This window comes from Maribacter arcticus (genome assembly GCF_900167935.1).
GTDB lineage: Bacteria > Bacteroidota > Bacteroidia > Flavobacteriales > Flavobacteriaceae > Maribacter > Maribacter arcticus.
The window spans coordinates 20,871-46,306 of record NZ_FUYL01000009.1 but is presented as its reverse complement, the minus strand read 5'-3'; the positions used below and the strand labels follow the sequence as shown (position 1 = coordinate 46,306).

Here is a 25,436-nt window from a genome sequence, read left to right as displayed (position 1 = left end):
TTGTTACCGTTAAAATTACAATTAATATGCCATAAAACCAATTTAGGATATATTTAACGTGTAATTTTTATAGCTTGAACGCTAAGGATTATTACCCCAAATACGTTTTTAGTATTTTACTTCTAGAAGTATGCTTTAATCTTCTAATCGCTTTCTCCTTAATTTGACGAACTCTTTCTCTTGTTAGGTCAAAAGTTTCACCAATTTCTTCCAAAGTCATAGAATGTTGACCTGCAAGACCAAAGTACAAACGAATTACGTCTGCTTCACGTGGAGTCAATGTTTCTAATGCTCGCTCAATTTCGGTACGTAAAGACTCATGTAAAAGTTCTCTATCTGGATTTGGAGATTCACCACTACGAAGTACATCGTAAAGGTTAGAATCTTCACCATCGATAAGAGGCGCATCCATAGATACGTGTCTACCTGAGTTTTTCAAAGATTGTTTAACATCTTCGACTGTCATGTCCAATTCTTTTGCAATTTCCTCAGGAGAAGGCATTCTTTCATGCGCTTGCTCTAAAAAAGCAAAAGTCTTGTTGATCTTATTGATCGAACCAATTTTGTTTAATGGCAATCGAACAATACGTGATTGCTCTGCCAAAGCTTGTAATATAGATTGACGGATCCACCATACGGCGTAGGAGATGAATTTGAATCCCCGCGTTTCGTCAAAACGCTGTGCAGCTTTAATTAACCCAAGGTTTCCCTCGTTAATTAAATCTGGTAAAGTAAGGCCTTGGTTTTGGTACTGCTTTGCAACTGAAACCACGAATCTGAGGTTGGCTTTTGTAAGTTTTTCAAGAGCGATCTGGTCGCCTGCCTTGATGCGTTGTGCCAACTCTACTTCTTCATCAGCGGTAATCAAGTCAACTTTTCCAATTTCTTGTAAGTACTTGTCCAAAGATGCGGTCTCCCTATTGGTGACCTGTTTTGTAATCTTAAGCTGTCTCATTAAAATAAATTAAGTTCAATTTGCATAGACTGCATATACTTATACGTAAAAAACTTTCGAATGTTACAATTGAAGGTAAAAAACTTTGTTTATCTGTTGAAATGCATAAAAAAAGCCCCAACATATATGTTGAGGCTTACTTTTTAAACTTAAAAAGAGTTAATCTCTTCTTGGTTTTCTATCACGATCACGATTACGATCGTTTCCACGACGGTCATCTCTTCGTTTGTCATCACGTGGTGGTCTTTCTACAAAACCTTCTGGTTTTGGTAAAAGAGCTTTACGAGAAACTTTCTCTTTTCTTGTTCTTGGATCAAGACCGAAATACTTAACATCAAACACATCTCCCATGTTTACCACATCGGTTACGTTTTCAGTTCTTTCCCATGCCAATTCAGAAACGTGAAGTAAAACTTCGTTTCCTGGGGCGTCGATATATTCAACAACAGCACCAAAATCTAATATTTTGATAACTTTTACTTCGTATACGTTACCGACTACAGGTTTGAACAATATAGCATCGATTTTTGCCATAACAGCATTAATACCAGCTTGACCTACACCTAATATTTCAACGATACCTTCTTCAGTTACTGGATCTTCGTTTATAACGATAGTAGTCTCAGTTTCTTTTTGCATCTCTTGAATCACTTTTCCTCCTGGTCCGATTAAAGCACCGATGAATTCGTTAGGGATTCTACGCGTAACCATTGTTGGCGCATGCTCCTTAACATCTGCATTTGGAGTTGAAATAGTGTCAGTTATTTTACCTAAGATATGTAAACGACCTTCTCTTGCTTGTTTTAGTGCATTTACTAAAATCTCATAAGACAATCCCTTTACTTTAATGTCCATTTGACATGCAGTAATACCTTCGGAAGTACCGGTAACTTTAAAGTCCATATCACCTAAGTGATCTTCATCACCTAAAATATCAGAAAGAACTGCATATTTTCCAGTTTCTGCATCAGAAATTAATCCCATTGCAATACCTGAAACAGGTCTTATCATTTGAACACCAGCATCCATCAATGCCATTGTACCTGCGCAAACAGTAGCCATAGAAGAAGAACCGTTAGATTCTAATACTTCAGATACTACACGTACTGTATAAGGACAGTCAGCAGGTATCATTCCTTTTAAGCCACGTTGCGCCAAGTTACCATGACCAACTTCTCTTCTAGAAGTTCCTCTTAACGGTCTTGCCTCACCTGTACAAAAAGGAGGGAAGTTATAATGTAAGTAGAAATTTTCTTCACCTTCGTGAGATGGCATATCTATTTTGTTTGCATCTCTAGAAGTTCCTAAAGTTACAGTAGCTAATGCTTGAGTTTCACCTCTTGTGAAAATTGCTGAACCGTGTGTTGATGGTAAATAATCAATTTCACACCAAATTGGTCTAATTTCATCTGTCTTACGACCATCTAAACGTAAACCTTCATCTAAGGTTAAGTTTCTTATCGCAGCTTTTTCAGCTTTAGAGTAATACCTAGATACCAAATCACCATAATCTGCTAATTCTTCTTCAGAAAAAGTTGCTTTTATTTCCTCTTTAATTTCAGAGAATGCAGCACTTCTTTCATGTTTAGCAGACCCAGCTTTTGCAATAGCATATACTTTATCATATGCCATGTCATGAATCTTCTTCGCTAAATCTAGATCTTCTCTTTCTTCTGCGTACTCACGTACTTCTTTTTTACCGAAAGCTTCAGCTAATTTTACTTGAGCAGCACATTGTACTTTAATAGCTTCGTGAGCAAATTTGATAGCTTCTGCCATTTCTTCTTCAGAAATCTCATCCATTTCACCTTCAACCATCATCACAGAATCAGCTGATGCTCCGATCATCATATCGATGTCAGATTCTGCTAATTGTGCTCTCGTTGGGTTGATGATAAATTCACCATTAACACGACCAACTCTTGCTTCAGAGATTGGGCATTCAAAAGGAAAATCTGATAATTGAATGGCAGCGGAAGCAGCTAAACCAGCCATAGCTTCTGGCATAACGTTTTCGTCATGAGACATTAACTGAATCATAACTTGTGTTTCAGCATGGTAGTCTTTTGGGAATAACGGACGTAAAACACGATCCACTAAACGCATAGTCAATACTTCACCATCACTTGGCCTTGCTTCTCTTTTGAAGAAACCACCAGGGTAACGACCTGCAGCCGCAAATTTTTCACGATAATCTACCGTTAGTGGAAGAAAGTCCACATCACTTTGTTTGTAATTGGAAACAACTGTACATAATAACATACATTTTCCTGACTGAACAACAACAGAGCCGTGAGCCTGTTTTGCCAATTTACCGGTTTCGATAGAGATTTCCCTACCGTCACCAAGGTCTATGACCTCTTTAAATACTTTTGGAATCATAAAATTTGATTAAAACCTGCGCATTGCAGATTTGTTAAACAATGGTCTTTCCGACTAATTTTCTCTGGTCGGAGTTGTTGTGTTGTTGTGTTGACCAATGAAAAACCGTGTGTAGCTTTTTGTGTTCACCTTTGCCAATTAATGGCTAAATCTCCCAAGGCCCGGAGTAATTTAAAAAAAGGGGATAGTTAACTATCCCCTTTTTGCAATATTATTTTCTAATACCAAGCTCTTTAATTAGCTCTCTGTATTTTACAATATCATTTTTAATCATATAATCAAGAAGACTTCTTCTTTTACCTACTAGTTTCACAAGTGAACGCTCAGTGTTGTAGTCTTTATGATTTTTTTTCAAGTGACCGGTCAAGTGATTGATACGGTGTGTGAATAAAGCAATCTGACCTTCTGTAGAACCTGTGTTCTCAGCTTTGCCGCCGTGCTTCTTAAAAATTTCGGCTTTTACTTCTTTTGTTAAATACATTCCAATATTATTTTAAATGATTTTTATGTACGTGATTGGTTTTCAATCAGGGCGCAAAGATACTCTTTTTTTGAAATAAGAAACTATTTCAATTTAAGAAAAACATAGACCTTATTATGACCTGACAGGATTGTTCTGTATTAAGTCAATATAAAGGTTAACTTTTTTCTTCAAATCTTTTCTATGCGAAATGAAATCCAAGAAACCGTGTTCCAATAAAAACTCAGATGATTGAAAGCCTTCAGGCAATTCTTTACCAGTAGTATCTTTGACAATACGAGGACCCGCGAAACCTATTAGTGCTCCTGGCTCTGCAATGTTGATATCGCCAAGCATGGCGTATGATGCCGTTGTGCCACCAGTTGTAGGATCGGTACAAAGCGAAATATATGGTAAACCAGCTTCAGATAACTGAGCCAACTTAGCAGATGTTTTTGCAAGTTGCATTAGTGAAAGAGCAGCTTCCATCATTCGGGCTCCACCAGACTTTGAAATCATCATGAAAGGAGTTTTCTTTTTAATGGCGTGGTCTATACCACGAGCAATTTTCTCACCAACAACACTACCCATTGAACCACCAATGAATTTGAAATCCATACAACAGATAACAATATCCTTACCGAAAGATTTTCCGTAACCTGTTCTTACGGCATCTTTAAGTCCGGTTTTTTTCTGGGCTGCTTTTAAACGCTCACTATATTTCTTGGTATCCTCAAATTTCAAGGGATCTTTTGATGAAAGCTTTTCATCAAGTTCGGTAAACTTATTGTTATCGAACAAAATTTCAAAATACTCTTTGCTACCTATTCTTACATGGTAATCATCCTCAGGGCTTACATAAAAGTTTTTGGCCAAATCTTCTGACTCAACAATTTTGCCAGTGGGTGATTTGTACCACAAGCCTTTTGGAGTGTCCTTTTTTTCTTCAGTAGAAGTCTGTATTCCTTTTTCCTTTCTTTTAAACCAAGCCGTCATATCTTCCATTTATAGGTTAACTTAAAGTCAGTTATAACGTATTTACGTTGTTTAAGTCTTCAAATGCTTTTTTCAAACGTTCGATAAAGGTTACTTCACCTTTTCTTAACCAAACTCTTGGGTCGTAATATTTTTTATTAGGCTCGTCAGCTCCTTTAGGGTTGCCAATTTGTGATTGTAAATAGTCTTTATTGTCTTGTACATAATCACGAACACCCGCTAGAAATGCATACTGTAAATCTGTATCGATATTCATTTTTATAACACCGTAGCTGATACCTTCTCTAATTTCTTCTACTGTAGATCCAGAACCACCGTGGAATACAAAATCGATATGATTATGCTCTACATTGTATTTTTTCGAGATATATTCTTGAGAATTCTTAAGAATTTTCGGAGTTAATTTTACGTTACCAGGCTTATATACTCCATGAACGTTTCCAAATGCAGCAGCAATGGTGAATTTTGGACTTACTTTAGAAAGTTCTTCGTATGCGTAAGCAACCTCTTCTGGTTGAGTATATAATTTAGAATCATCTACATCTGAATTGTCTACACCATCTTCTTCACCACCTGTAATACCTAATTCTATTTCTAGCGTCATTCCCATTTTGCTCATACGCTCAAGGTAACCTTTACATATTTCTATGTTCTCTTCTAAAGGCTCTTCAGAAAGGTCAATCATATGTGAACTGAAAAGAGATTTACCAGTTTCTGCGAAATGCTTTTCACTAGCATCTAATAATCCATCAATCCATGGTAATAATTTTTTAGCACAGTGATCTGTATGTAAAATAACTACCGCACCATAAGCTTCAGCTAATTGGTGTACATGCTTTGCGCCTGCAATAGCTCCTTGTATAGCTGCTTGTTGACCTTCATTAGAAAGACCTTTACCAGCATTAAACTGAGCCCCACCGTTAGAAAATTGAATAATTACTGGCGCATTTAAGCTTGCGGCAGTCTCTAAAACACCGTTGATGGTATCAGAACCAATAACGTTTACTGCAGGTAACGCAAATCCTTTTTCTTTCGCGTAGTTGAATATTGCTTGAACTTCGTCTCCGGTAGCAACACCGGGCTTAATATTGTGAGCCATAATTTAGTGGTCTATTAGTTTCTGAAAAAATGAAAAACAAAAGTAATAAAACAATTATATTTAAAAGGGATAGTTGATACCTATTTGCAAAACAGAGTTGGCGAAATTATAATCTTTAAACCATCTTTCTGATTGAATTTCAGCAGGGTTGTAGGTTTTGAAACCCAAATCTAGACGGAAAAGAAAATAAGTAAAATCATACCGTAAGCCAATACCTGAGCCTAAAGCGATATCTTTTAAAGAAGCGACACTGTCGAATGTAGCTTGTGGGTCTTCAACATTGTCTAAAACATTCCATATGTTTCCTGCGTCGGCAAATATGGCTCCGTTTATATCACCAACAATTGGAAATCTATATTCTAGATTTAAAGCCAATTTTAGATTTGCTTCATTGAAATCGTTAACTGCTGAAACACTTCCAGGACCTAAGGAATAAGGGAACCAAGCGCGGTTATCGTTCGATCCACCTGCAAAATAACTTCTAACAAAAGGAATATTGTCAGAATTGCCATAGGGTATTGCTATGCCAAAAAATGCTCGTGCTGCTAAGACATTTGAGCGTGAAAGGTCCCAATACTTAACATATTCAAATTCGTTCTTTATGTATTGAGAAAAGGGTACCCCAAATACCAATAATTGTTCTTCGTCATTTTTATTAAATGGAACGAAAGATGAAAAAGCTGATAATAGATTCCCAGCACTTTCTAGTTTCCATCTAAACTGATAAAAACTGTTATCGATAATACCTGTTCTATTTGTCTTATTAAATGTATAGTTAGTGGCGAAAATCAGATTATTCTCTGTTAAACGCTTTCTTCGCTCTTCGATGAGGGTTACAGTGTTATAATCAAGTGTAGTTGAGGATACAGTTCTTTCTTCAATGGCATTAATAAACCCTGTTGTCCCAAAAGGGATACTCAATTTCGGGTCTGTCGCGTCTGTTTCTACTTCAAAAAATGTCGAAAGTAAGGGGTCGGTTTCGTAATTATCTGCAATAGCATCGAGCCTTTCATAAGTATTATTATACACATTAAAAAATCGATTACTATTCACGTTACGTACAAATTGAATGTTTATGAGTTCAATATTATGCTTAACGAAATCGCTCGGAACCCAATTATAGCCTAAGACGGTATTAAAGGTTTGTTTGTCTAAGCCAATATTATTTTGAAAACTTGTACCTATCGCAATTCTTGTTTTAGGTAATGTATAGTTGGGTATTATTCTAGAGGTATTAATGAAAGGAAACCAAATACGGGGAAAGTCAAGAGTAATATCTCCACCGAACTCTGAAAAATAATTAGCCTGAAAAGTATTGCTGCTCAAAAGACCATAGGTGCCATCGGCAGAAAAACTTAAATTCTCAGCACCTTTAAAAATGTTTCGAATAAGTAGGGTAGTGCTTAAACCTACTCCCAATCTACGAAGGTTCGAGCGACTAACTTCGAAATTTGTACCCAATGAGTATTTAGATTTTGGAGCAAGGTAGATATTGGTGTTGACCTTATTGCCAATACTATCGGCTTCAAAAATAATATTCGGATATTTAAAAATATTTAGTGCGTTAAGCTGTCTACTTGTTCTTATTTTGTCTACGTCTCTATAAATACTGTCCTTCTTGAAAAATATAGCATTAGCCAATGTTTTAGGCTTAATATCGAAATTCTTCGAATAGTGTATCGTATAGTCTCTGTAATCTATTGTGTATAATGAATCGTTTGTGTTTGTAGAAAGATAGTCTGTATAAATATTGACTTTATTGATTTTTTCAACCTTGTAAGCAGATGTGGTAACTTCATTCTCTCCTCTGGTTTTTAAATCTCCAATATTTAAGGTGATGTTCATTTTCTGATCATCTGCTACTTTTGTAGTGTCGCGTAAGATATCAAAAGTAATTGAACTTTCTTGAAAATTTCGAATACCACTATTTCTAAAAATACCGGTAAGTCGTTCACGTTCTCTATTGAAATTAGATAAGTCAAATTGTTGACCTTCTTTTATCAATGAGTTGGCTGAATTTAGAAAATATAATGAATCAATAGCTGTTGATGAAATATCATTGCCAAGAGAATCAATCATATAAGGATTGCCAAGTTCAATATGGTAATTGATTTTAGCCTTCTTGTTCTGTTTTATGGTATCAATCTCATAAGTTGTGTTATTGGAGAAATAACCTTTACCTTGATAATAGGCGCTAACCCTTGCTAAACTTAAGCGAGTTCTTGTAGTGTCTAGAATCGCCGGTACTTCACCAATATCTTCTAACCAATTGCTTAAGCCCGTTACTAAAAAAGATTCCCCCAGACGTTCAACTTGTTTAGCAGATAGTAATTTTGTTAATCTTTTTTTTCTGTTTTCTTTTCTATACAACCATGCGTTGAATAATGAATCAGGATTTTCTTTTGCTAAATTATATAAGTTGAGTCTTAAAGGATAGCCAAGCACCGTTGAATTTGGTTTTTGATATATGAGGCTTTGAAGTTCTTCGTTATTAATTTTTACGGAATCTGCATAAATGGAATTTTTTACCACCAAATATTCATCATCCTCAACTTTTTTAAGTGAGTTGCAGGATAGCAAGACTATTGCCAATAGGGATAATAAGCTTAATTTAGCCATGTTGTTTTTGGAGCAAAGTGCCATCCTCATATAAATCAAAAATACATTATTTGAATGGTTGTCAAAAGTGAATTGAAACTTATCAAAAGTCTACAACAAAAAAAGTGCCGAAATGAACACGGTCTTTTTGTCGTTGAAGGAAAAAAAACCATAGAGGAAGTTTTGAAGTCCGATATTAAACTGTATAAATTATTTGCGGTAGATTCTGAAGATTTTAAAATAGAAGGAGTAGAGGTCAATCGAATTACAAATAAGGAACTTAGCCAAATTAGTAGTCTTAAAAATCCGAATGGATATCTTGGAGTGTTCCATATCCCTAAGCAGGAGCAAAAAATACCGTCAGACTGGATTTTAGTGCTTGATGGATTGCAGGACCCGGGAAATTTTGGTACCATTATTAGGCTGTGTGATTGGTTCGGTGTGTCAGATATTGTTTGTTCGCCTGAAACGGTAGATTGCTATAACCCAAAAGTGCTACAAGCGACTATGGGTTCTATTTCACGAGTTCGTATACAATATACAGAGTTGAATTCCTATCTAAGTTTTAATACACTTCCTATATATGGTACATTTATGGATGGTAATAATGTCAACGATTTAAGATTGCCGGAAAAAGGAATTCTAATAATGGGTAACGAAGGAAAGGGGATTTCTGATTCGATTACCCAATTATGTACTGATAGGTTGGCAATACCTCAATTTGGTGGTACTACTACAGAAAGTTTAAATGTGGCATCTGCAGTAGCTATATTGCTACATGAAATAAGAAAATAGATATTGTTCAAGTATTTAATTTCTCAAGTAGAATATTGGTGTATATGAATAAGTCTTTTTGTAATCAATATTCATAGGTTAAAAGTAGGTTTTAAGAGATAAGAGTTTACTAACTACTAAATTATTCGAAAGTAAAATTAATAAAAAGACCTCTCGTTTTTAACGACTCAATATTCCCTGTCCATGGACTATTTGGGTCTTGGTCTGGAACCAGCTCATCGGTTATAGCAAAGACACCTCTTATTGATGGTGTAAATTTGAAATATTCTAAATAGAAATCTATACCGAAGCCAAGTTCGTAGTTGTACACCCATTTTTTCATTCTAAAAGTACCAGAACTATTGTCATCAAGGCTTTCTTCGTTACTGCCTAAGTTGAGGCTTCTTGATCCGCCGCCTATTAAAAAAGGTTTAAAGTTTCCAAATCTCTTTGTGCTGGCTTTAAGTAAAATAGGGAAATTTATATAGGTAGATTTAACTTCTCTAATAGCATCGCGTTCATCTTCAAAACCGGTAAAACCCATTAATCTTGAGCCGTAATGTAGTCCGGGTTCAAATCGTAAGTCTAAAAACTCATTAATACGTAATTCTCCAATAAGACCCACATTGAATCCGAAACTTTTGCTAACCAAAATATCGGGCGCATTTTCTTTGTACTCTATCTTAAAATCATATTGATTTAAACCTAGGAAATATCCCCAGTTCAACAATTTCTTGTCTTCGTTTTGTTTGTTTAATATGGGGCTTTCGTTGAATTGAGCATTCAACGTAGTAGTCATAGACAATATCGCGAGGCTTATAAAAAACCATTTCTTCATATATCCAGGTTTACGATTGTATGTCATCGAAATAATAAAGCGAACTATCTAAAGCGTTGAATTTGCCTTTTTCGCAATATAAATCGATGCCACCCCAAATGTTTGGGGTTTATTCGTTACATCTATAAACCCAATTTCGCGTAAAATATTGTTGAAGTTTTCGCCATGTGGAAAAACAGAAGCTGATTCACTTAAATACCCATATGCAGAATTATCTTCAGAAAACATTTTACCAATAAGCGGAAGAATATTCTTGGTGTAAAATTTATAACCTTGTTTATAAGGCGTTTTGGTAGGAACCGAGGTTTCTAAAATAACAAGAGACCCATTAGGTTTCAAAACTCTCAGTATTTCGGCCATGCCTGTTTCAAGAGTTTCGAAATTTCGAACGCCAAAAGAAACCGTTACAGCATCGAAAGAGTTGTCATCGAATACCAAGTTCTCGCTATCGCCAACAACCATTTCAATAATATTGTTGAGATTTTTATCTTTTACTTTATCCTTGCCAACGGCTAACATGCCAGGTGAGATGTCAAGACCAATAATTTTTTTAGCACCAGTATTAACGAGTGCAATGGCCAAATCACCGGTTCCGGTAGCGATATCTAATATAGATTCTGGTTGTTCCTTTTTTAATATTTCAACAACTTTTTTACGCCATTTAATGTCTATGCCAAATGAAATCACACGATTTAAACCATCATAATTTTTTGATATAGTATCGAACATTTTAGTGACCTGTTCCTTTTTTCCTAAATCAGAATCTTTATAGGGTGTAACTTTTCTAGACATTGATCGCTTTTTTTGGCAAAGATACAATTTACCAAAGGCTTAATTTCTATTTAAATAGTGTGGTTGTTTCATAATTGGTTAAAGAACTGAAAATAAATAATAAACTAATTAAATTATGTAATTTTGCCCTGAAATAAATGCTATTGTTTTTAAGATATTTTTGAGCGCTTAAATAGTTAAGTGCATAATTTTTCACGAAATCTTGATAGATAGCGCTCTAATAAATTAAATGAAGATTATAATTGCTGGTGCTGGGGAAGTTGGCTTTCATTTGGCGAAGTTACTTTCCTATGAATCACAGGATATCACCTTAATTGATAGCGATAAAGAAAGTCTTGCTTATGCAGATAATCATTTAGATATACGTGTATTAAAAGGTGATGCAACCTCTATAGCAGTGCTTAGAGATGCGCAAGTACAAGATTCTGATTTGGTTATTGCGGTAACTTCTTCTGAAACTACCAACATTACATTGTGTATGCTTGCAAAACAGTTAGGTTGTAAGCGAACTATCGCAAGAATTTCCAATACCGAGTTTATAAATAATAAAGAGTTATTGCGATTTTCAGAATTGGGAATCGATGAATTGATTTCACCTGAAGCATTAGCGGCTACTGAAATTCAAATGCTATTAAATAAGTCTGCATTTAATGATACTTATGAGTTTGAGGACGGTGAGCTTATAATGGTAGGTGTTTCCTTAATTAAATCGGCTCCGTTTGTAGGTAAAATGGTGAAGGAAGCTGCAAATATATTTCCAGAATTACATTTTATGCCTATTGCACTTCAGCGAACAGGTACTCAATATACAGTTATACCAAGAGGAGACACCTTATTTAAAGAAGGTGATCAGGTGTATTTCATTACTGTGAAAAAAGGGGTTGACGAACTTTATAAGCTAACGGGTAAGAAAAAGGCTGAAATCAAAAATGTTATGATTTTGGGTGGTAGCAAGGTAGGTTATAAAACTGCCAGGGACCTTTGTGCCAATAAGTTCAACGTTAAGTTGATTGAGAAGAACAAAGAAAAAGCTTTTGATCTGGCAGATGAATTACCAAATGCCTTAGTGATTAATGGTGATGGCAGAAATGTTGAATTGTTAGAAGAGGAAAGTTTAGAGTCTATGGATGCCTTTATTGCGGTGACAGGCAATTCAGAGACCAATATAATGTCATGCTTAGTGGCAAAATCTAAGAATATAAAGAAAACCATCGCATTAGTTGAAAACATGGATTATTTTCAACTTTCTCATTCTATCGGGATTGATACCTTAATCAATAAAAAGCTGTTAGCTGCAAATAATATTTTTAGACATATTCGTAAAGGCGAGGTAGTAGCCTTAATGCGTTTGAATAATTTAAATGCCGAAATTTTAGAGTTTATAGTTAAAAAGAATTCTAAAGTAACTGGGGCCACAATAAGAGAATTGAATTTCCCTAAAGCTGCTACTATTGGGGGTGTTGTAAGAGATGGTGTTGGTTATATTGCTCTAGGTGGGTTTAAAATTCAAGAAGGTGATCGAGTAGTGGTTTGTTGCTTGCCTTCTGAGATATCAAAAATTGAACGAATGTTCCTTTAAAATGCGGCTTAACTTAAGAATCATATTTCATTTAATGGGGCTACTGTTGCTTTTTAACGGAGGCTTTATGCTTTTGGCGGCGGTAGTAAGTGGTATTTATCAAGATGGTGCTACTCTAAGCATCACTTTAGCATCAATAACGACCATGTTTGTTGGTGTCTTTTCAATGTATTATACCCGAGGGCATAAGAAAGAAGTAAAGCAAAAAGAAGGATACATTATCGTTACTTTTGGATGGATAATTATGTCTATTTCAGGTATGTTACCATATTTGTTTTCGGGAGCGGTGCCTGATGTTACGAATGCTTTTTTCGAAACAGTATCGGGTTATACCACCACAGGGGCTTCTATTATGGATGATATAGAAGCAATGCCAGAAGGTATTCTTTTTTGGCGAAGCCTTACCCATTGGATTGGGGGAATGGGTATAATTGTTTTGGCTATAGCTATTTTACCATTATTAGGAATAGGGGGTATGCAGCTTTTTTCTGCAGAAGCTCCTGGGCCAAGTGCAGATAAATTACATCCTAGAATTACCGATACGGCGAAGCGACTTTGGCTTATTTATTTTGGTTATACTATTGCAGAAACTATTCTATTGCAAATAGCTGGAATGTCATTTTTTGATGCTATAAATCATGCAATGGCGACGCTGTCTACTGGTGGTTTCTCTACTAAAAATGCAAGTATTGCTTATTGGAATGATCAACCCTTAATTCAATACATTATTATCTTTTTCATGTTTTTGGCAGGTAGTAATTTCGTTTTAAGCTACTTTGCTTTTAAGGGAAAAATACAGAAGGTGTTTAAAGATGAAGAATTTCGGTATTATGCTGGCTTCGTAATTGTATTTACAATCATAGTAGCTTTGGTAATTTATTTTAAAGCGAATATTACAAATGTAACTCCTGGTTATCCTATGATTTTGGGCAAGGGAGAAAGTTCGTTTAGGCATGCATTGTTTCAAGTAGTTTCGGTAATTACTACAACTGGCTTCGTAAGTGCAGATTTTACGCAATGGACACCATTTTTGACTGTTTTCTTTTTCGGATTATTTTTTCTAGGGGGTTCTGCAGGTTCTACGGCTGGCGGTATTAAGGTAATGCGTCACTTGTTGATTATTAAAAACGGTGTGTTAGAATTTAAAAGAACATTACATGCTAATGCAATTATTCCAGTACGATACAATAATAAAACAGTAAAGGAAAAAATTGTTTATAATATTATAGGCTTTTTTGTTCTGTATATGTTGCTCTTTATTATTGGTGCTCTTGTATTGGGTTTTTTAGGGTTAGATTTTGAATCAGCCATTGGTGGTGCGGCATCATCGTTAGGAAATGTTGGTCCGGCATTGGGTAGTTTAAACCCTGTCAGTAATTTTAATAGTTTGCCTGTATTGGCAAAATGGTGGTGTGGCTTTTTAATGTTGGCAGGTAGACTAGAACTCTTTACAGTATTAATATTGTTAACTCCTTATTTCTGGAAACGAACTTAAGCAGTGTAAATAACTGAAAACAAAAAAGTCCCTTTAGCTAAAGGGACTTTTTGTTTTATTATGTGTTGAATATTATTTCAGTGCTTCTTTTATTCTTGAAATCGCTTCTTTAATATCTTTAACTGATGCAGCGTAAGATATACGAATACAATTTCCATTACCAAAAGCATCACCAGTAACTGTTGCTACATTAGCTGCTTCTAGAATATACATTGAGAAATCTGATGCATTATTGATTTTAGTGCCGTTTAATGTTTTGCCAAAATATGCTGTAACATCTGGGTAGACGTAAAATGCACCCTCAGGCTCATTGCATTTAAAACCTTCTATGTCATTTAATAGACCTAAAATTAATTTACGACGTTCTTTAAATTCATCAACCATGAATTGAATACGGTCAGGTGATTCTTCTAAAGCTGTTATGACTGCACGCTGAGCAATACAATTGGCACCACTGGTAACTTGACCTTGAAGTTTATTGGTTGCGCGGGCAATGTAAGCCGGTGCGCCTATATATCCAATACGCCATCCAGTCATAGCAAATGCTTTTGCTACACCATTAACCGTAACTGTACGATCGAACATATCGTCAAATTCAGCCATTGAGGCATGTTTGGTTACGCCATAATTAATATGCTCGTAAATTTCATCACTAACAACAATAATTTGAGGGTATTTTTTTAGAACATCGGCAAGTGCACGTAACTCTTTTTTACTATATATAGATCCACTTGGGTTGCAAGGAGAGCTGTACCATAGCATTTTAGTTTTTGGTGTAATAGCAGCCTCCAGTTGTTCTGGAGTCATCTTAAAATCATTTTCCAAAGATGTTGGTACTTCTACAGGTATACCATCTGCCAATTTTACAATATCACTATAACTTACCCAATAAGGGCAAGGTAAAATAACTTCATCCCCAGGATTTAAAATAACCTGAGCAACATTGTATAATGACTGTTTTGCACCAGTGGAAACAACGATTTGAGCAGGCTCATAACTAAGGTTATTATCTCTTTTAAATTTTGTAATAATTGCCTTTTTCAAATCTACATATCCATCTACTGGAGAATATGAATTGTAGTTGTCATTAATTGCTTGAATGGCTGCGTCTTTAATGTAATCTGGAGTTTCAAAATCTGGTTCGCCTAAGCTTAAACCTATTATGTCTTTTCCTGATGCTCTTAATTCACGGGCCTTTGCGGCCATTTCCAAAGTAGCTGACGGGGTAACGCTGTTTATTCTGTCCGAAAGTTGATTGCTCATGGGTGCTATAAATTTCTAGTATTGCAATGTAGGCTCCTTGCCTAATTCTTTTAAATGTTTGAAGTGCGAAATTATAGCTTTTCTAGTAGTTTTATACTCGTGGTAAGGCAAATTAAATTCCTGCGCTGTTTGTTTCACAATTTTCGAAATTTTTGTGTAATGAACGTGGCTTATGTTAGGAAAAATATGGTGCTCTACTTGATGATTTAATCCACCTGTAAACCAGTTTACAACTTTATTCTTTGTGCCAAAGTTTACTGTAGTGAATAGTTGGTGAATGGCCCAAGTGTTTTTCATGGTACCAGACTCGTCTGGTAATGGAGTATCGGCATCGTCAACGATATGTGCAAGCTGAAAAACTACACTTAAGATAACTCCAGCTACATAATGCATTAAAAAGAAGCCAATTAGAATTTTCCACCATGCAATATCCAAAATTAACATTGGTAGAACAATCCAAATAGTGATGTACAATAATTTAGTAACGATAAGAGTACTCCAGTTCATAGTAGCGCTTGGTAATTTGCCATAAGATAACTTACGTTTCATATACCTGTACATTTGTTGAAAATCGGTAGTTATAGCCCAATTGAAGGTAAGTAGACCGTACAATAATACAGAATAGAAATGTTGAAATTTATGATGTTTTTTCCATTCGACATGTTTAGAAAAACGTAATATTCTACCCGCTTCCATATCTTCATCATGCTCATGAATATTGGTGTATGTATGGTGAAGAACATTGTGCTGTACTTGCCAATTGTAAACATTGCCGGCAAGTATATAAATGCTGCTACCCATTAATTTATTTACCCATTTTTTATTAGAGTAAGCACCGTGATTACCGTCATGCATAACGTTCATGCCAACTCCTGCCATGCCTACACCCATGACAATAGTTAAAAGAAAATTAGCCCAGTTTGGCAATCCTAAAGTTAGGATTAGAAAATAAGGTGCGAGAAATAATGAGAACATCACTAGGGTTTTAACGTGAAGTCTCCAATTGCCTGTTTTTTTTAATTTATTTGTTTTAAAATAATCATTGACTCTACTATTCAAAGTCTTAAAAAACTTAGCAGAATCTGTTCTTGGAAATCGTATGGTATTTTGTTCCATAATTGAGTGATCTTTTACTTAATAATATGTAATTGAATCTATAATAGTTTGATAGCTTAATTAAAAGCTAAATCTTTGCAATAGTGAATATACTAATAATATCTATTTACAAAGATACGGATGACTGCTGAAACCATATTTGAATATTTTCCCAATTTATCTGAAAATCAGAAAGAACAATTTGAAAAATTAGAGGAACTTTATAAGGATTGGAACCAAAAGATAAATGTGGTTTCTCGAAAAGACATAGATGAACTTTACTTAAGGCATGTTTTGCATTCTCTCGGAATAGCTAAATTCATATCTTTTAAAGATGGTTCAAAAATCCTTGATGTCGGTACAGGAGGAGGTTTCCCTGGTATTCCACTAGCTATTCTATTTCCTGAGGTTCATTTTACTTTAGTTGATTCTATAGGAAAAAAAATAAAAGTAGTTGATGAGGTAATTGAAGGCTTGCAATTATCTAATGTAAAAACTATCAATGCTCGAGTTGAGGAAATACCGGGTCAGTTCGATTTTATTGTAAGTAGGGCTGTTGCTGCTATGCCAACCTTTGTACATTGGGTAAAAGGAAAAATAAAAAAGGAATCTGCACATTCTATTCGTAACGGAATATTGTACTTAAAAGGTGGTGATTTGCTTGATGAGCTTAAGGATTATAAAACTGCTGAAGTCTATCAATTAACCGATTTTTTCAAAGAAGATTTTTTTGAAACAAAGAAGATGGTTTATCTGCCATTAAAATTTAAAGGATAATTTCACAGTGTTTATATCAAAATTAAAGACTGAACGCTTGGTAATAAGCTCTCCTATACTTTTGAACAAATAGTTGAATTGACCTCCAGCCATGAAATTGAAAATTGCTTAAATGTGTGCTTTTTTTTTGAGATTTCATAAGAGATTGATTTTAAGTGAATTATAAATTTCTGCAAATAGAATTTAATTTACAATTAATTAACGTTAAATTTACATTGAAATTGCATTTGAATGCTAAAAATTTTTCATTATAGGTAGATATACCTAAGTTTTTGTGAAATTAAGTGTTACTAGGTTTGGTGATGAAATTGGCTGTTCTAAGGTAATTCAATACTTGAAATTCCTAATTTAATAATACATGCGAAGTTTTGCGTATAAAAAAAGCCTTCAAACAGTTAAATAGTTGAAGGCTAATAATTCTTTAATGCTAATTTTACTTACTCCAAGGTGGAACAACACCATTAGATCTCGCATAGGCAATTAATTGACCTTTATGTTCACCATTGTGCTCCATAATAGCTAAAAGTCCGCCTAATTTATTTGCTTTCATAAATCCAAAATCAACTTCTTCGTTCAAATCACCATCTTCTACCATGGTAATTTTTTCTAAAACAAATTCATTAGATTTTTTTAAGGTTGCAATGATGTTGTCTTTCCCGGTAATCTTCCCTAAAGTCATCATATCAACATCTTCTGGTGGAGCAAATCCTAATTTAGATGCTAGAAAATAATTTCCGGCTGCAACATGTAAAAGTGCTTCGCCAACTGAATTAACTCCTTCTGCCGGTCTCCAGTCGTATTTATCTTCAGTAAATGCTTCTGCTAATTGAATAACCTGTGATTGGTTGTTGGTTAAAACAGCTTTAATGGTAGTCTGTGTTAACCCTTCTTGAGCTTGAACAAAGAAAGCAGAGAATAATACTGCAATAATTAGTAACTTTTTCATAATTAGTGTGTTAATGAATTTAAAATTAAGAATTTATTGTTTCAATGTGGTTTTAGTTTTGTGATAATTAATTAAAAAAGGCTGAATTTTAATTCAGCCTTTTAAAGTATTACTATCCTAAAAATGGATATCTATAATCTACAGGTGTTACAAATGTTTCTTTTATTAATCTAGGTGATACCCATCTTAGTAAGTTTTGAGCTGATCCAGCCTTGTCATTTGTTCCAGATGCTCGTGCGCCGCCAAAAGGTTGTTGGCCAACAACAGCTCCAGTTGGTTTATCATTGATATAGAAATTACCAGCACAATTTTGTAAAGCTTTCGTAGCCTCTTCAATGGCATACCTATCATTTGAAAGAACAGCGCCTGTCAATGCATACTCTGAAGTGCCGTCTATTAATTGTAAGGTTTCGCTCCAATTTTTATCATCATATACATAAATCGTAACAACAGGTCCGAAAAGTTCAGTTTCCATTGTTGTATATTTTGGGTCAGTAGTAACAATAACTGTTGGCTCTATAAAGTATCCTTTAGATTTGTCAAAACTACCACCTGCATATATATCTGCATTTTTATCTTCTTTCGCTTGGTTTATGTATTTCGCTAATTTGTCGAAAGAACCTTCATGAATTACCGCAGTGATAAAATTGCTCATATCTTCTGGTGATCCAGGTTTGTTGAACGATTCGATGTCAGCTTTTACAAATTCTAATATCTCTTTAGATGTAGATTTTGGCAAGTAAACTCTTGATGCTGCACTACATTTTTGACCTTGAAATTCAAAGGCTCCTCTAGAAATAGCGGTAGCAACCTGTTTTGTGTTTGCTGTTGGGTGTGCAAGTATAAAATCTTTACCACCAGTTTCACCAACTATTTTTGGGTAGGTTTTGTAGGTGTGAATATTATTTCCAATTTGTTTCCATAACTCTTTAAAAACATGCGTTGAACCAGTGAAATGAAGTCCTGCAAAATCAGAACTAGCTAAAATAGTGTTAGTAATCATAACTGGATCACCATAAACAACATTTATAACTCCATCAGGTAAACCCGCTTCTTTAAAAATGTCAACAATAACTTTTGCTGAAAATATTTGACTATCACTTGGTTTCCAGATTACAACATTACCCATCATTGCGGCACTTGCAGGAAGGTTGCCTGCTATAGCTGTAAAGTTAAATGGGGTAATTGCATAAACGAATCCTTCTAAAGGTCTGTATTCAACACGGTTCCATATACCTTCAGCAGAATCAGGTTGTTCAGCATATATCTGAGACATATATTCTACGTTAAAACGTAGAAAGTCAATCAATTCGCAAGCAGCATCAATTTCTGCTTGGTGAATATTTTTTGATTGCGCAATCATGGTCGATGCATTAATTTTAGCTCGATAAGGCCCTGCAATTAATTCGGCGGCTTTTAAGAAAATGGCAGCGCGTTGCTCCCAAGCTAAATTAGCCCAAGCATTTCTAGATTCTAAACAATTATTTATTGCAGCTTGTACGTTTTTTTGATCGGCAGTATGGTAAGTGCCGACAATATGTTTGTGATCGTGAGGAGGAGACATAGGTTTTGTATTACCTGTTCGAACCTCTTTAGAACCTATGTACATAGGAACATCTACATTGCCGTTAAAATATGTTTTGTATTGTTCCAAAACGGCTTCTCTTTCAGAAGAGCCAGGTGCGTAGCTTTTAATTGGTTCATTAATAGCTGTAGGAACTTGGAAAAAACCTTTACCCATTGTCAATTTTTTTAAATTAAAAAGTTGAACAAAGGTACTAAAATGGAGTTGGACTTAAAACTAATAGAAGGTTAAAAGGAATTAGTTTAGGGCAAACGGAGCGCTAAATTTAAATGTAGGAATGTATACTCTGAATTTCTCAGAATTACTAAGATGTGTCATGTTATAATGACCTTTCATAGCGCCAATAGGAGAGGTAAGTAGACATCCTGAGCTATATGTATGAGAATCCCCAGGTTGAATTACCGGTTTTTTGCCAATAACACCTTCACCGTCTAAGGTTTCCATGTCGTTTAAAGAGTCATAAATTTTCCAATGACGAGAAGTCAATTGAACAGCATCTTTGCTTTGATTTTCAATGGTAATAGTATAACCGAACGCATAGTGCATTTTATAGTTTTTAAAGAACGTGCCTTCAAAACTAGTCTGTACCGAAATTTTAATGCCTTTGGTTACCTGTGTTATCATCATATTTAATATGTAAAAACGCTTGCAGCTATTAATATTGTAATTGCTATACCTCCTAAGATAAAAAATATTGAGTTTAGTAACGTATATTTTATAATCGTTTTAACTCTTCCTTGTTGATAGAAATTTCGCATTGCTTTATAAAGGTAGATTGCGAAAATTAATAAAAATAATCCTTCACTACCAATATTGAAAACTGAGTTAATCAAATTGCTAACAATGAGCAAGATAAATAATAACGATTGATTGTGGAAACTAAAGATTAAATGATCGGTAAAAGTGTATTTTTTTCTGATATAGACCATCCAAACGAAAAAAGAAAAGAATGGTAGAAAGAAAAATGTTGCAAATGGTAATTTAGATATGAGACTGTTGAAAAAAGTTCCTGGACGTTCTTCGATTTCAACCAAACTTTTCGCAAGGTTAAAAGTCATTTCATTTTCAAGATTAGGGGTAATATCATATTTGATAACACTTTCATCCAAGCTATAGATGGTATCCCTTTTAATTAAGGTAGAGAAGAATTTTATTTTACTGCCATATCGATTGAAAAGTCCATCGTCTTTAATTTCTTTAAAATATTTTTTGGGATTTGAAAGTATGGTAGAATCTTTTTTACTTATCATATCTCCGATAAACTCTTGTAGTTTTATAGAATCGATAGCTGCCTTTTTTTCTTCTTCATTTTCAAATTCATAAGTGTTTAGTTGCTTTGTTATATCAAACGTTGGTATTCTATTGCTGCTACCATATTTATTTAAGGATTCAAATTCACTATTAAAACTTATTATTAAAAAGTAGACAATTGATAAGCTTAATAGAAAACGGAAAGGATTTGTGTATGACAAGCGTTTGCCTGCAATATATTCTCTTGTGATTTTACCTGGTTTAAGTAATAGAGCCGCAAGTGTTTGCTACAATTTAGAGTCATAAGAGAAGTAATTTGAGAAAAATTCCTCAAAAAAATCTAAAAGAGTAAGCTTCTTGGTGCTGTTTGCTTGAGAGCAATCGGGGCAAAATTTATCGCTTAAATTAAGGGGGTGTCCGCAGTTTAAGCAGTCAACACCTCTGTGTTGCAGACTGTAGCGTCCGGTTGTTCTTATGGTTGGTTTGTTTTTCATGAAGGATGAAAAACCTAAAGATACAGTTAGTTCGTGATATTTCTTGAATTGGCTGACCCGATACCTATTAAGCTGTCATACATGTCACCAAAGTTGCGGTAATAGACGAGTATTAGGTAATTGTTTTCAGTAAAATGAAAATTACCACCAACTACGTTAGCTTTAATATCTTGACCATTTTTCAGCACATATTTATAGTTGTAAAAACCTTGCTTCATTTTTAGGGTAGCTTCTAACATGCCATTAGTTTCGTTGTAGGTCATTTTGTTTTCATCGGTAAGTGCGTAATTGTTGTATTTACCAAATATGTAAACATCATCTAAAGCTATAAATTCGTTGTAGGGCAAGCTAAAATGTACATTGGTGTATTCCGCTTCACGAGAAGCATTGTCGCCTTGCAAGGTTCGAATTACGAAATCTCCGTTAATGTCAGGAAAGTAGCTGTATGGCTTATCATTTCTGAAAGCATCAGAAAATAAATAATGATTATATAGGTCGGTTAAGTCAATTCTAGAAATCTGTGAGCTTGGGGCTCTAAGGTCGCTTGTGTCGAAAAGTAAATATTCGTTGCTACCATAAAATGCGGTCTCTTGGTCGTACTTATACACAAGTTCATTGCCTATTGTGTATTGCGGTGCAATATCATGTATGGCGGAAGGCCAGTAATAATTTTGTAAAATGGTCACTTTTACTTCTTTTTTCGGATTAACCAACTTAAAGCCTGATGACTGAATGTTAAACTGAACTACTTGCTTTTCGTTTATAAAATTAAAATCTCTAGAACGTTTTATCGTGGCGGCAACACCTACAAGGTCTTTGTAAACTAAAAATCTACGTGAAAATTGAAGTTCGTAATTGCTGTTGTAAACTTCTAAAAGATAATTACCGCTAACTTTTAGACGAACATTGTCGTTGGGTATGGTTAATTGGTAATTGGAATATGTTTCGAGAGTGGTGTAGCTGTTTTCGTAGTCGGTAATTCGTTGGTTGTCTACACCATCTAAATATTGCGATTTTAATAGCGTTGATTTATTCCAATCATAATCGCAATGCGTAACCTTATAGTAATAGTCTTGCTCGTTGGCTAAAATATCATCAAATTCTAAATAAATAGGCTGGCCGATCTTTATAATTGGAAACTGATCATCTGTTGGTCCTTTGAAGACGATTGATTTTATGTTATCTGGCGGATTTACTTCTTCTTGAACCTGTGCGACTATGTTTTGCAAGAAAAATAGCCATATAAAATGTTTAATAAAAATTCGCATCGGAAGGCTTTTTTTTAAGTAAAGGTAAACAAAAACGATGCCTAAAAAATATACCTCGGTGTAATGTCTAAATTATGGGGTAATAATTATGAAAACGAAGTTTTTGTACTTAAATTTGCTCAAATTTTGTTAACCTAAAGGTCTACACACACATGTCCAAAGACATACGAATTAAAAAAGGGCTCAACATTAACCTTGTGGGTGCCGCAGAACAGACGACTTCGAAAGCTGTTTTGAGTAATGTATATGCTATACAATTAAGTGATTTTCACGGAATTACCCCTAAGATGATAGTAAAACAAGGCGCCGAGGTGAAAGCTGGAGAGCCTTTGTTCTACAACAAGAACATGCGAGATATGCTCTTTGTTTCACCAGTAAGTGGTGAGTTAGTAGAAATTGAAAGAGGGGATAGAAGACGTATTTTGACCTTAAAGATACTAGCAGATAAAACTCAAGAAGCATTTGCAGGAGCAGCATTAGATGTTGAAAAGGCTTCTAAGGGAGAATTGAAGGCTGCTTTGTTAAAGAGTGGTTGTTGGCCATTCATTAAGCAACGTCCATATGATGTAGTTGCAAATCCTGATGCTACGCCAAAATCAATCTTTATTTCTGGGTATTCAAGTGCGCCATTACAAGCTGATTTGGATTATGTTTTACAGGGTAAGGAAAAAGAATTGCAAGCAGCAATTACTGCACTTGGCAAGTTGACGCCAGGTAAGGTTCATGTAGCTGTTAGTGGTTCTGGTAATTCTCCATTAACTTCTTTAAAAGGTATTGAATTACATAAAGTTTCTGGTCCACATCCTGCTGGTTTGGTTGGTACTCATATAAGCAAGTTAGATCCTATTAATAAAGGTGAAACGGTTTGGACGGTGTCACCTCAAGATTTGGTTATTATCGGTGAATATTTGCTTACGGGTAAATTCAATGCTGAGCGAATAGTTGCACTTGTTGGGTCATCTGTTAAGGCGCCGAAATATTACAGTACTAAGATAGGTGCTGAAATCTCTACTTTTCTTTACGCGAGTGGTGTTAATGAAGAGAATTTCAGGGTTATAAACGGTGATGTTCTTACGGGGTCAAAAAGTAAACCAGATGGTTTTCTAGGGTTTTATAATAATACAGTTACGGTTATTCCAGAAGGTGACGACTATGAGTTGTTTGGATGGAACAAGCCTGTTTTTAATAAAATTTCGGCTACTAGGGCGTTAACGTTTTCATGGATGCAGCCGAAAAAGAAATATGAATTAGATACGAATACAAATGGAGAGCACAGAGCTTTCGTTGTAACGGGACAATATGAAGAAGTTTTTCCAATGGATATCTTTCCTATGCAACTTTTAAAAGCTTGTATGGTAGAGGATTTAGATGAAATGGAGCAACTAGGCCTGTATGAAGTAGCTCCAGAAGATTTTTCATTGACAGAGTTTATATGTATTTCCAAACAGCCTCACCAGAAGATTATTCGTGAGGGGTTAGATTTATTGCAAAAAGAAATAGGATAAGAAATGAGTTTAAAAAGTAAATTACACGAACTTAAACTGAAGTATCAGGGTAAAAAGATGGCACCTGCTTTCAATGCTTTTCATACTTTTTTGTTTTCGCCAGATGAAACTACCCATGCAGGTGGTACGCATGTGAAAGCTGCAGATGATTTAAAACGTACGATGAATACGGTAATTATGGCACTGATTCCAGTACTATTGTTTTCGATGTTCAATGCGGGTTACCAGCATTATTCTGCCATAAACGGATTTCCAGCAGATTTTTCTGTAATGAACGATTTCCTTACTTGGGATAACTTTTGGATTGGTATTATAAAGGTTCTTCCTTTGGTAGTGGTATCCTATGGAGTAGGACTTTTGGTAGAATTTATCTTTGCCGTTATAAAAGGTCACGAAGTCGAAGAAGGGTATTTGGTTACCGGTATGTTAGTGCCGTTAATAGTACCTATCGATACTCCACTTTGGATGTTGTCCGTTGCCGTAGTTTTCGGTGTAGTGATAGGTAAAGAAGTTTTTGGTGGAACGGGAATGAACATTCTTAATCCAGCATTAACAATTAGAGCATTTCTTTTCTTCGCTTATCCAACATGGATGAGTGGTGATAAAGTTTGGGTTTACGGAGCACGTGAGCGTTCCGAAGAAATATTGGCTGGAGCAAATGTTGATGCAATTTCAGGTGAAACCATATTAGGATATTTAGCTCAGAATAAAGGAGCGGAAATGACATATTCAGTTTCAGATATGTTCTTTGGTTTTATACCAGGATCTGTAGGTGAGACTTCTGCCTTTTTAATCCTTTTAGGAGGTCTGTTTTTAATTTATACCAAGATTGCTAGTTGGAGAATTATGGTGAGTGCTGTAATTGGTTCTTTGGTAATGGGATTAATTTTTAATCAAATTGTCGACTTTGGTTGGATTGCAGAATCTAGTAAGTTCTATGGTTTAATGAGTTTTGATTTTTGGAAACACCTAATCGTTGGGGGTCTAGCATTCGGTATAGTATATATGGCCACAGATCCTGTTACAGGTTCTCAGACCAATAAGGGTAAATGGTTCTATGGCTTTTTTATAGGATTTATTTCTGTAATGATACGAGTGTTCAATCCGGCGTATCCAGAAGGAGTATTCTTGGCTATCTTATTGATGAACGTATTTGCACCTACTATAGATCATTATGTTATTAGAGGTAACATAAAGAATAGAATGAAAAGATTAAAGAACGCCACTATCTACCCGAAAGATTCAGATGGTAAGGCAGAAGAACTTAAAGCTGAAACAGTTTAA

20 protein-coding genes and 1 pseudogene are annotated in these 25,436 nt (G+C 35.0%); 6 read left to right on the top strand and 15 right to left on the bottom strand.

Annotated elements, in window-relative coordinates; all coding sequences use genetic code 11:
* Positions 1 to 91 precede the first annotated feature (91 nt).
* From B5X55_RS13940 to tamL, 6 genes are all read right to left on the bottom strand, one after another.
* Entirely contained in the window at positions 92 to 955 is an 864-nt protein-coding gene (locus B5X55_RS13940) for a sigma-70 family RNA polymerase sigma factor (RefSeq protein WP_027067982.1), read from the bottom strand.
* A 159-nt stretch (positions 956 to 1,114) separates the two neighbouring features.
* Positions 1,115 to 3,337, bottom strand: a complete 2,223-nt coding sequence (locus B5X55_RS13935) for a polyribonucleotide nucleotidyltransferase (RefSeq protein ID WP_079513247.1) — start codon at positions 3,335 to 3,337, stop codon at positions 1,115 to 1,117.
* Between the two features lie 211 nt (positions 3,338 to 3,548).
* Positions 3,549 to 3,818, bottom strand: a complete 270-nt coding sequence (gene rpsO / locus B5X55_RS13930; RefSeq protein WP_027067979.1) for a 30S ribosomal protein S15 — start codon at positions 3,816 to 3,818, stop codon at positions 3,549 to 3,551.
* A 114-nt stretch (positions 3,819 to 3,932) separates the two neighbouring features.
* Positions 3,933 to 4,793 carry an acetyl-CoA carboxylase, carboxyltransferase subunit beta gene (gene accD, locus B5X55_RS13925; RefSeq protein ID WP_079513392.1) on the bottom strand — a complete coding sequence of 287 codons (861 nt, stop codon included), beginning with the start codon at positions 4,791 to 4,793 and terminating at the stop codon, positions 3,933 to 3,935.
* 31 nt (positions 4,794 to 4,824) lie between these two features.
* Entirely contained in the window at positions 4,825 to 5,892 is a 1,068-nt protein-coding gene (gene fbaA, locus B5X55_RS13920; RefSeq protein WP_079513246.1) for a class II fructose-bisphosphate aldolase, read from the bottom strand.
* 60 nt (positions 5,893 to 5,952) lie between these two features.
* Complete coding sequence (gene tamL, locus B5X55_RS13915; protein WP_234999747.1) at positions 5,953 to 8,511, bottom strand: translocation and assembly module lipoprotein TamL; 2,559 nt, start codon at positions 8,509 to 8,511, stop codon at positions 5,953 to 5,955.
* Between the two features lie 54 nt (positions 8,512 to 8,565).
* Here tamL and B5X55_RS13910 point away from each other — a divergent pair, with 54 nt between their 5' ends.
* On the top strand, positions 8,566 to 9,285 hold the full coding sequence (locus B5X55_RS13910) for a TrmH family RNA methyltransferase (protein ID WP_079513244.1): 720 nt from the start codon (positions 8,566 to 8,568) through the stop codon (positions 9,283 to 9,285).
* 121 nt (positions 9,286 to 9,406) lie between these two features.
* Here B5X55_RS13910 and porT read toward each other — a convergent pair whose 3' ends face one another.
* Positions 9,407 to 10,102: a type IX secretion/gliding motility protein PorT/SprT gene (porT, locus tag B5X55_RS13905; protein ID WP_079513391.1), complete on the bottom strand. Its 696-nt coding sequence runs from the start codon at positions 10,100 to 10,102 to the stop codon at positions 9,407 to 9,409.
* 48 nt (positions 10,103 to 10,150) lie between these two features.
* Complete coding sequence (gene ubiE / locus B5X55_RS13900) at positions 10,151 to 10,894, bottom strand: bifunctional demethylmenaquinone methyltransferase/2-methoxy-6-polyprenyl-1,4-benzoquinol methylase UbiE (protein WP_079513243.1); 744 nt, start codon at positions 10,892 to 10,894, stop codon at positions 10,151 to 10,153.
* Between the two features lie 229 nt (positions 10,895 to 11,123).
* Here ubiE and trkA point away from each other — a divergent pair, with 229 nt between their 5' ends.
* Together trkA and B5X55_RS13890 are read left to right on the top strand one after the other, a co-directional pair.
* Complete coding sequence (gene trkA, locus B5X55_RS13895; protein WP_079513242.1) at positions 11,124 to 12,473, top strand: Trk system potassium transporter TrkA; 1,350 nt, start codon at positions 11,124 to 11,126, stop codon at positions 12,471 to 12,473.
* Position 12,474: 1 nt separating this feature from the next.
* Positions 12,475 to 13,968 carry a TrkH family potassium uptake protein gene (locus B5X55_RS13890; protein WP_079513241.1) on the top strand — a complete coding sequence of 498 codons (1,494 nt, stop codon included), beginning with the start codon at positions 12,475 to 12,477 and terminating at the stop codon, positions 13,966 to 13,968.
* Positions 13,969 to 14,040: 72 nt separating this feature from the next.
* Here the strand turns inward: B5X55_RS13890 and B5X55_RS13885 are convergent, their stop codons facing one another.
* Positions 14,041 to 15,231 carry a pyridoxal phosphate-dependent aminotransferase gene (locus B5X55_RS13885; protein ID WP_079513240.1) on the bottom strand — a complete coding sequence of 397 codons (1,191 nt, stop codon included), beginning with the start codon at positions 15,229 to 15,231 and terminating at the stop codon, positions 14,041 to 14,043.
* 15 nt (positions 15,232 to 15,246) lie between these two features.
* Positions 15,247 to 16,347 (bottom strand): fatty acid desaturase family protein, encoded by a 1,101-nt coding sequence (locus B5X55_RS13880; RefSeq protein ID WP_079513239.1) that lies wholly within the window; start codon positions 16,345 to 16,347, stop codon positions 15,247 to 15,249.
* Between the two features lie 120 nt (positions 16,348 to 16,467).
* On the opposite strand from B5X55_RS13880, the gene rsmG reads away from it, so the two are divergent.
* Positions 16,468 to 17,103, top strand: coding sequence for a 16S rRNA (guanine(527)-N(7))-methyltransferase RsmG (gene rsmG, locus B5X55_RS13875; RefSeq protein ID WP_079513238.1), 636 nt, complete (start codon positions 16,468 to 16,470; stop codon positions 17,101 to 17,103).
* A 433-nt stretch (positions 17,104 to 17,536) separates the two neighbouring features.
* Here the strand turns inward: rsmG and B5X55_RS13870 are convergent, their stop codons facing one another.
* The 5 genes and pseudogenes from B5X55_RS13870 to B5X55_RS13850 all read right to left on the bottom strand — a co-directional run bounded on the left by B5X55_RS13870 (position 17,537) and on the right by B5X55_RS13850 (position 22,647).
* A complete protein-coding gene (locus B5X55_RS13870) occupies positions 17,537 to 18,049 on the bottom strand; it encodes a DinB family protein (RefSeq protein WP_079513237.1) in 513 nt (170 codons plus the stop codon).
* Between the two features lie 112 nt (positions 18,050 to 18,161).
* A complete protein-coding gene (gene pruA, locus B5X55_RS13865; RefSeq protein WP_079513236.1) occupies positions 18,162 to 19,790 on the bottom strand; it encodes an L-glutamate gamma-semialdehyde dehydrogenase in 1,629 nt (542 codons plus the stop codon).
* 81 nt (positions 19,791 to 19,871) lie between these two features.
* A complete protein-coding gene (apaG, locus tag B5X55_RS13860; protein ID WP_079513390.1) occupies positions 19,872 to 20,258 on the bottom strand; it encodes a Co2+/Mg2+ efflux facilitator ApaG/CorD in 387 nt (128 codons plus the stop codon).
* Positions 20,259 to 20,263: 5 nt separating this feature from the next.
* Positions 20,264 to 21,160 (bottom strand): annotated as a pseudogene (locus B5X55_RS13855) (DUF3667 domain-containing protein); the annotation flags it as partial.
* A gap of 245 nt (positions 21,161 to 21,405) precedes the next feature.
* Entirely contained in the window at positions 21,406 to 22,647 is a 1,242-nt protein-coding gene (locus B5X55_RS13850) for a type IX secretion system plug protein (RefSeq protein ID WP_079513235.1), read from the bottom strand.
* 152 nt (positions 22,648 to 22,799) lie between these two features.
* On the opposite strand from B5X55_RS13850, the gene B5X55_RS13845 reads away from it, so the two are divergent.
* A complete protein-coding gene (locus B5X55_RS13845) occupies positions 22,800 to 24,152 on the top strand; it encodes a Na(+)-translocating NADH-quinone reductase subunit A (RefSeq protein WP_079513234.1) in 1,353 nt (450 codons plus the stop codon).
* A gap of 3 nt (positions 24,153 to 24,155) precedes the next feature.
* On the top strand, positions 24,156 to 25,436 hold the full coding sequence (locus tag B5X55_RS13840) for an NADH:ubiquinone reductase (Na(+)-transporting) subunit B (RefSeq protein ID WP_079513233.1): 1,281 nt from the start codon (positions 24,156 to 24,158) through the stop codon (positions 25,434 to 25,436).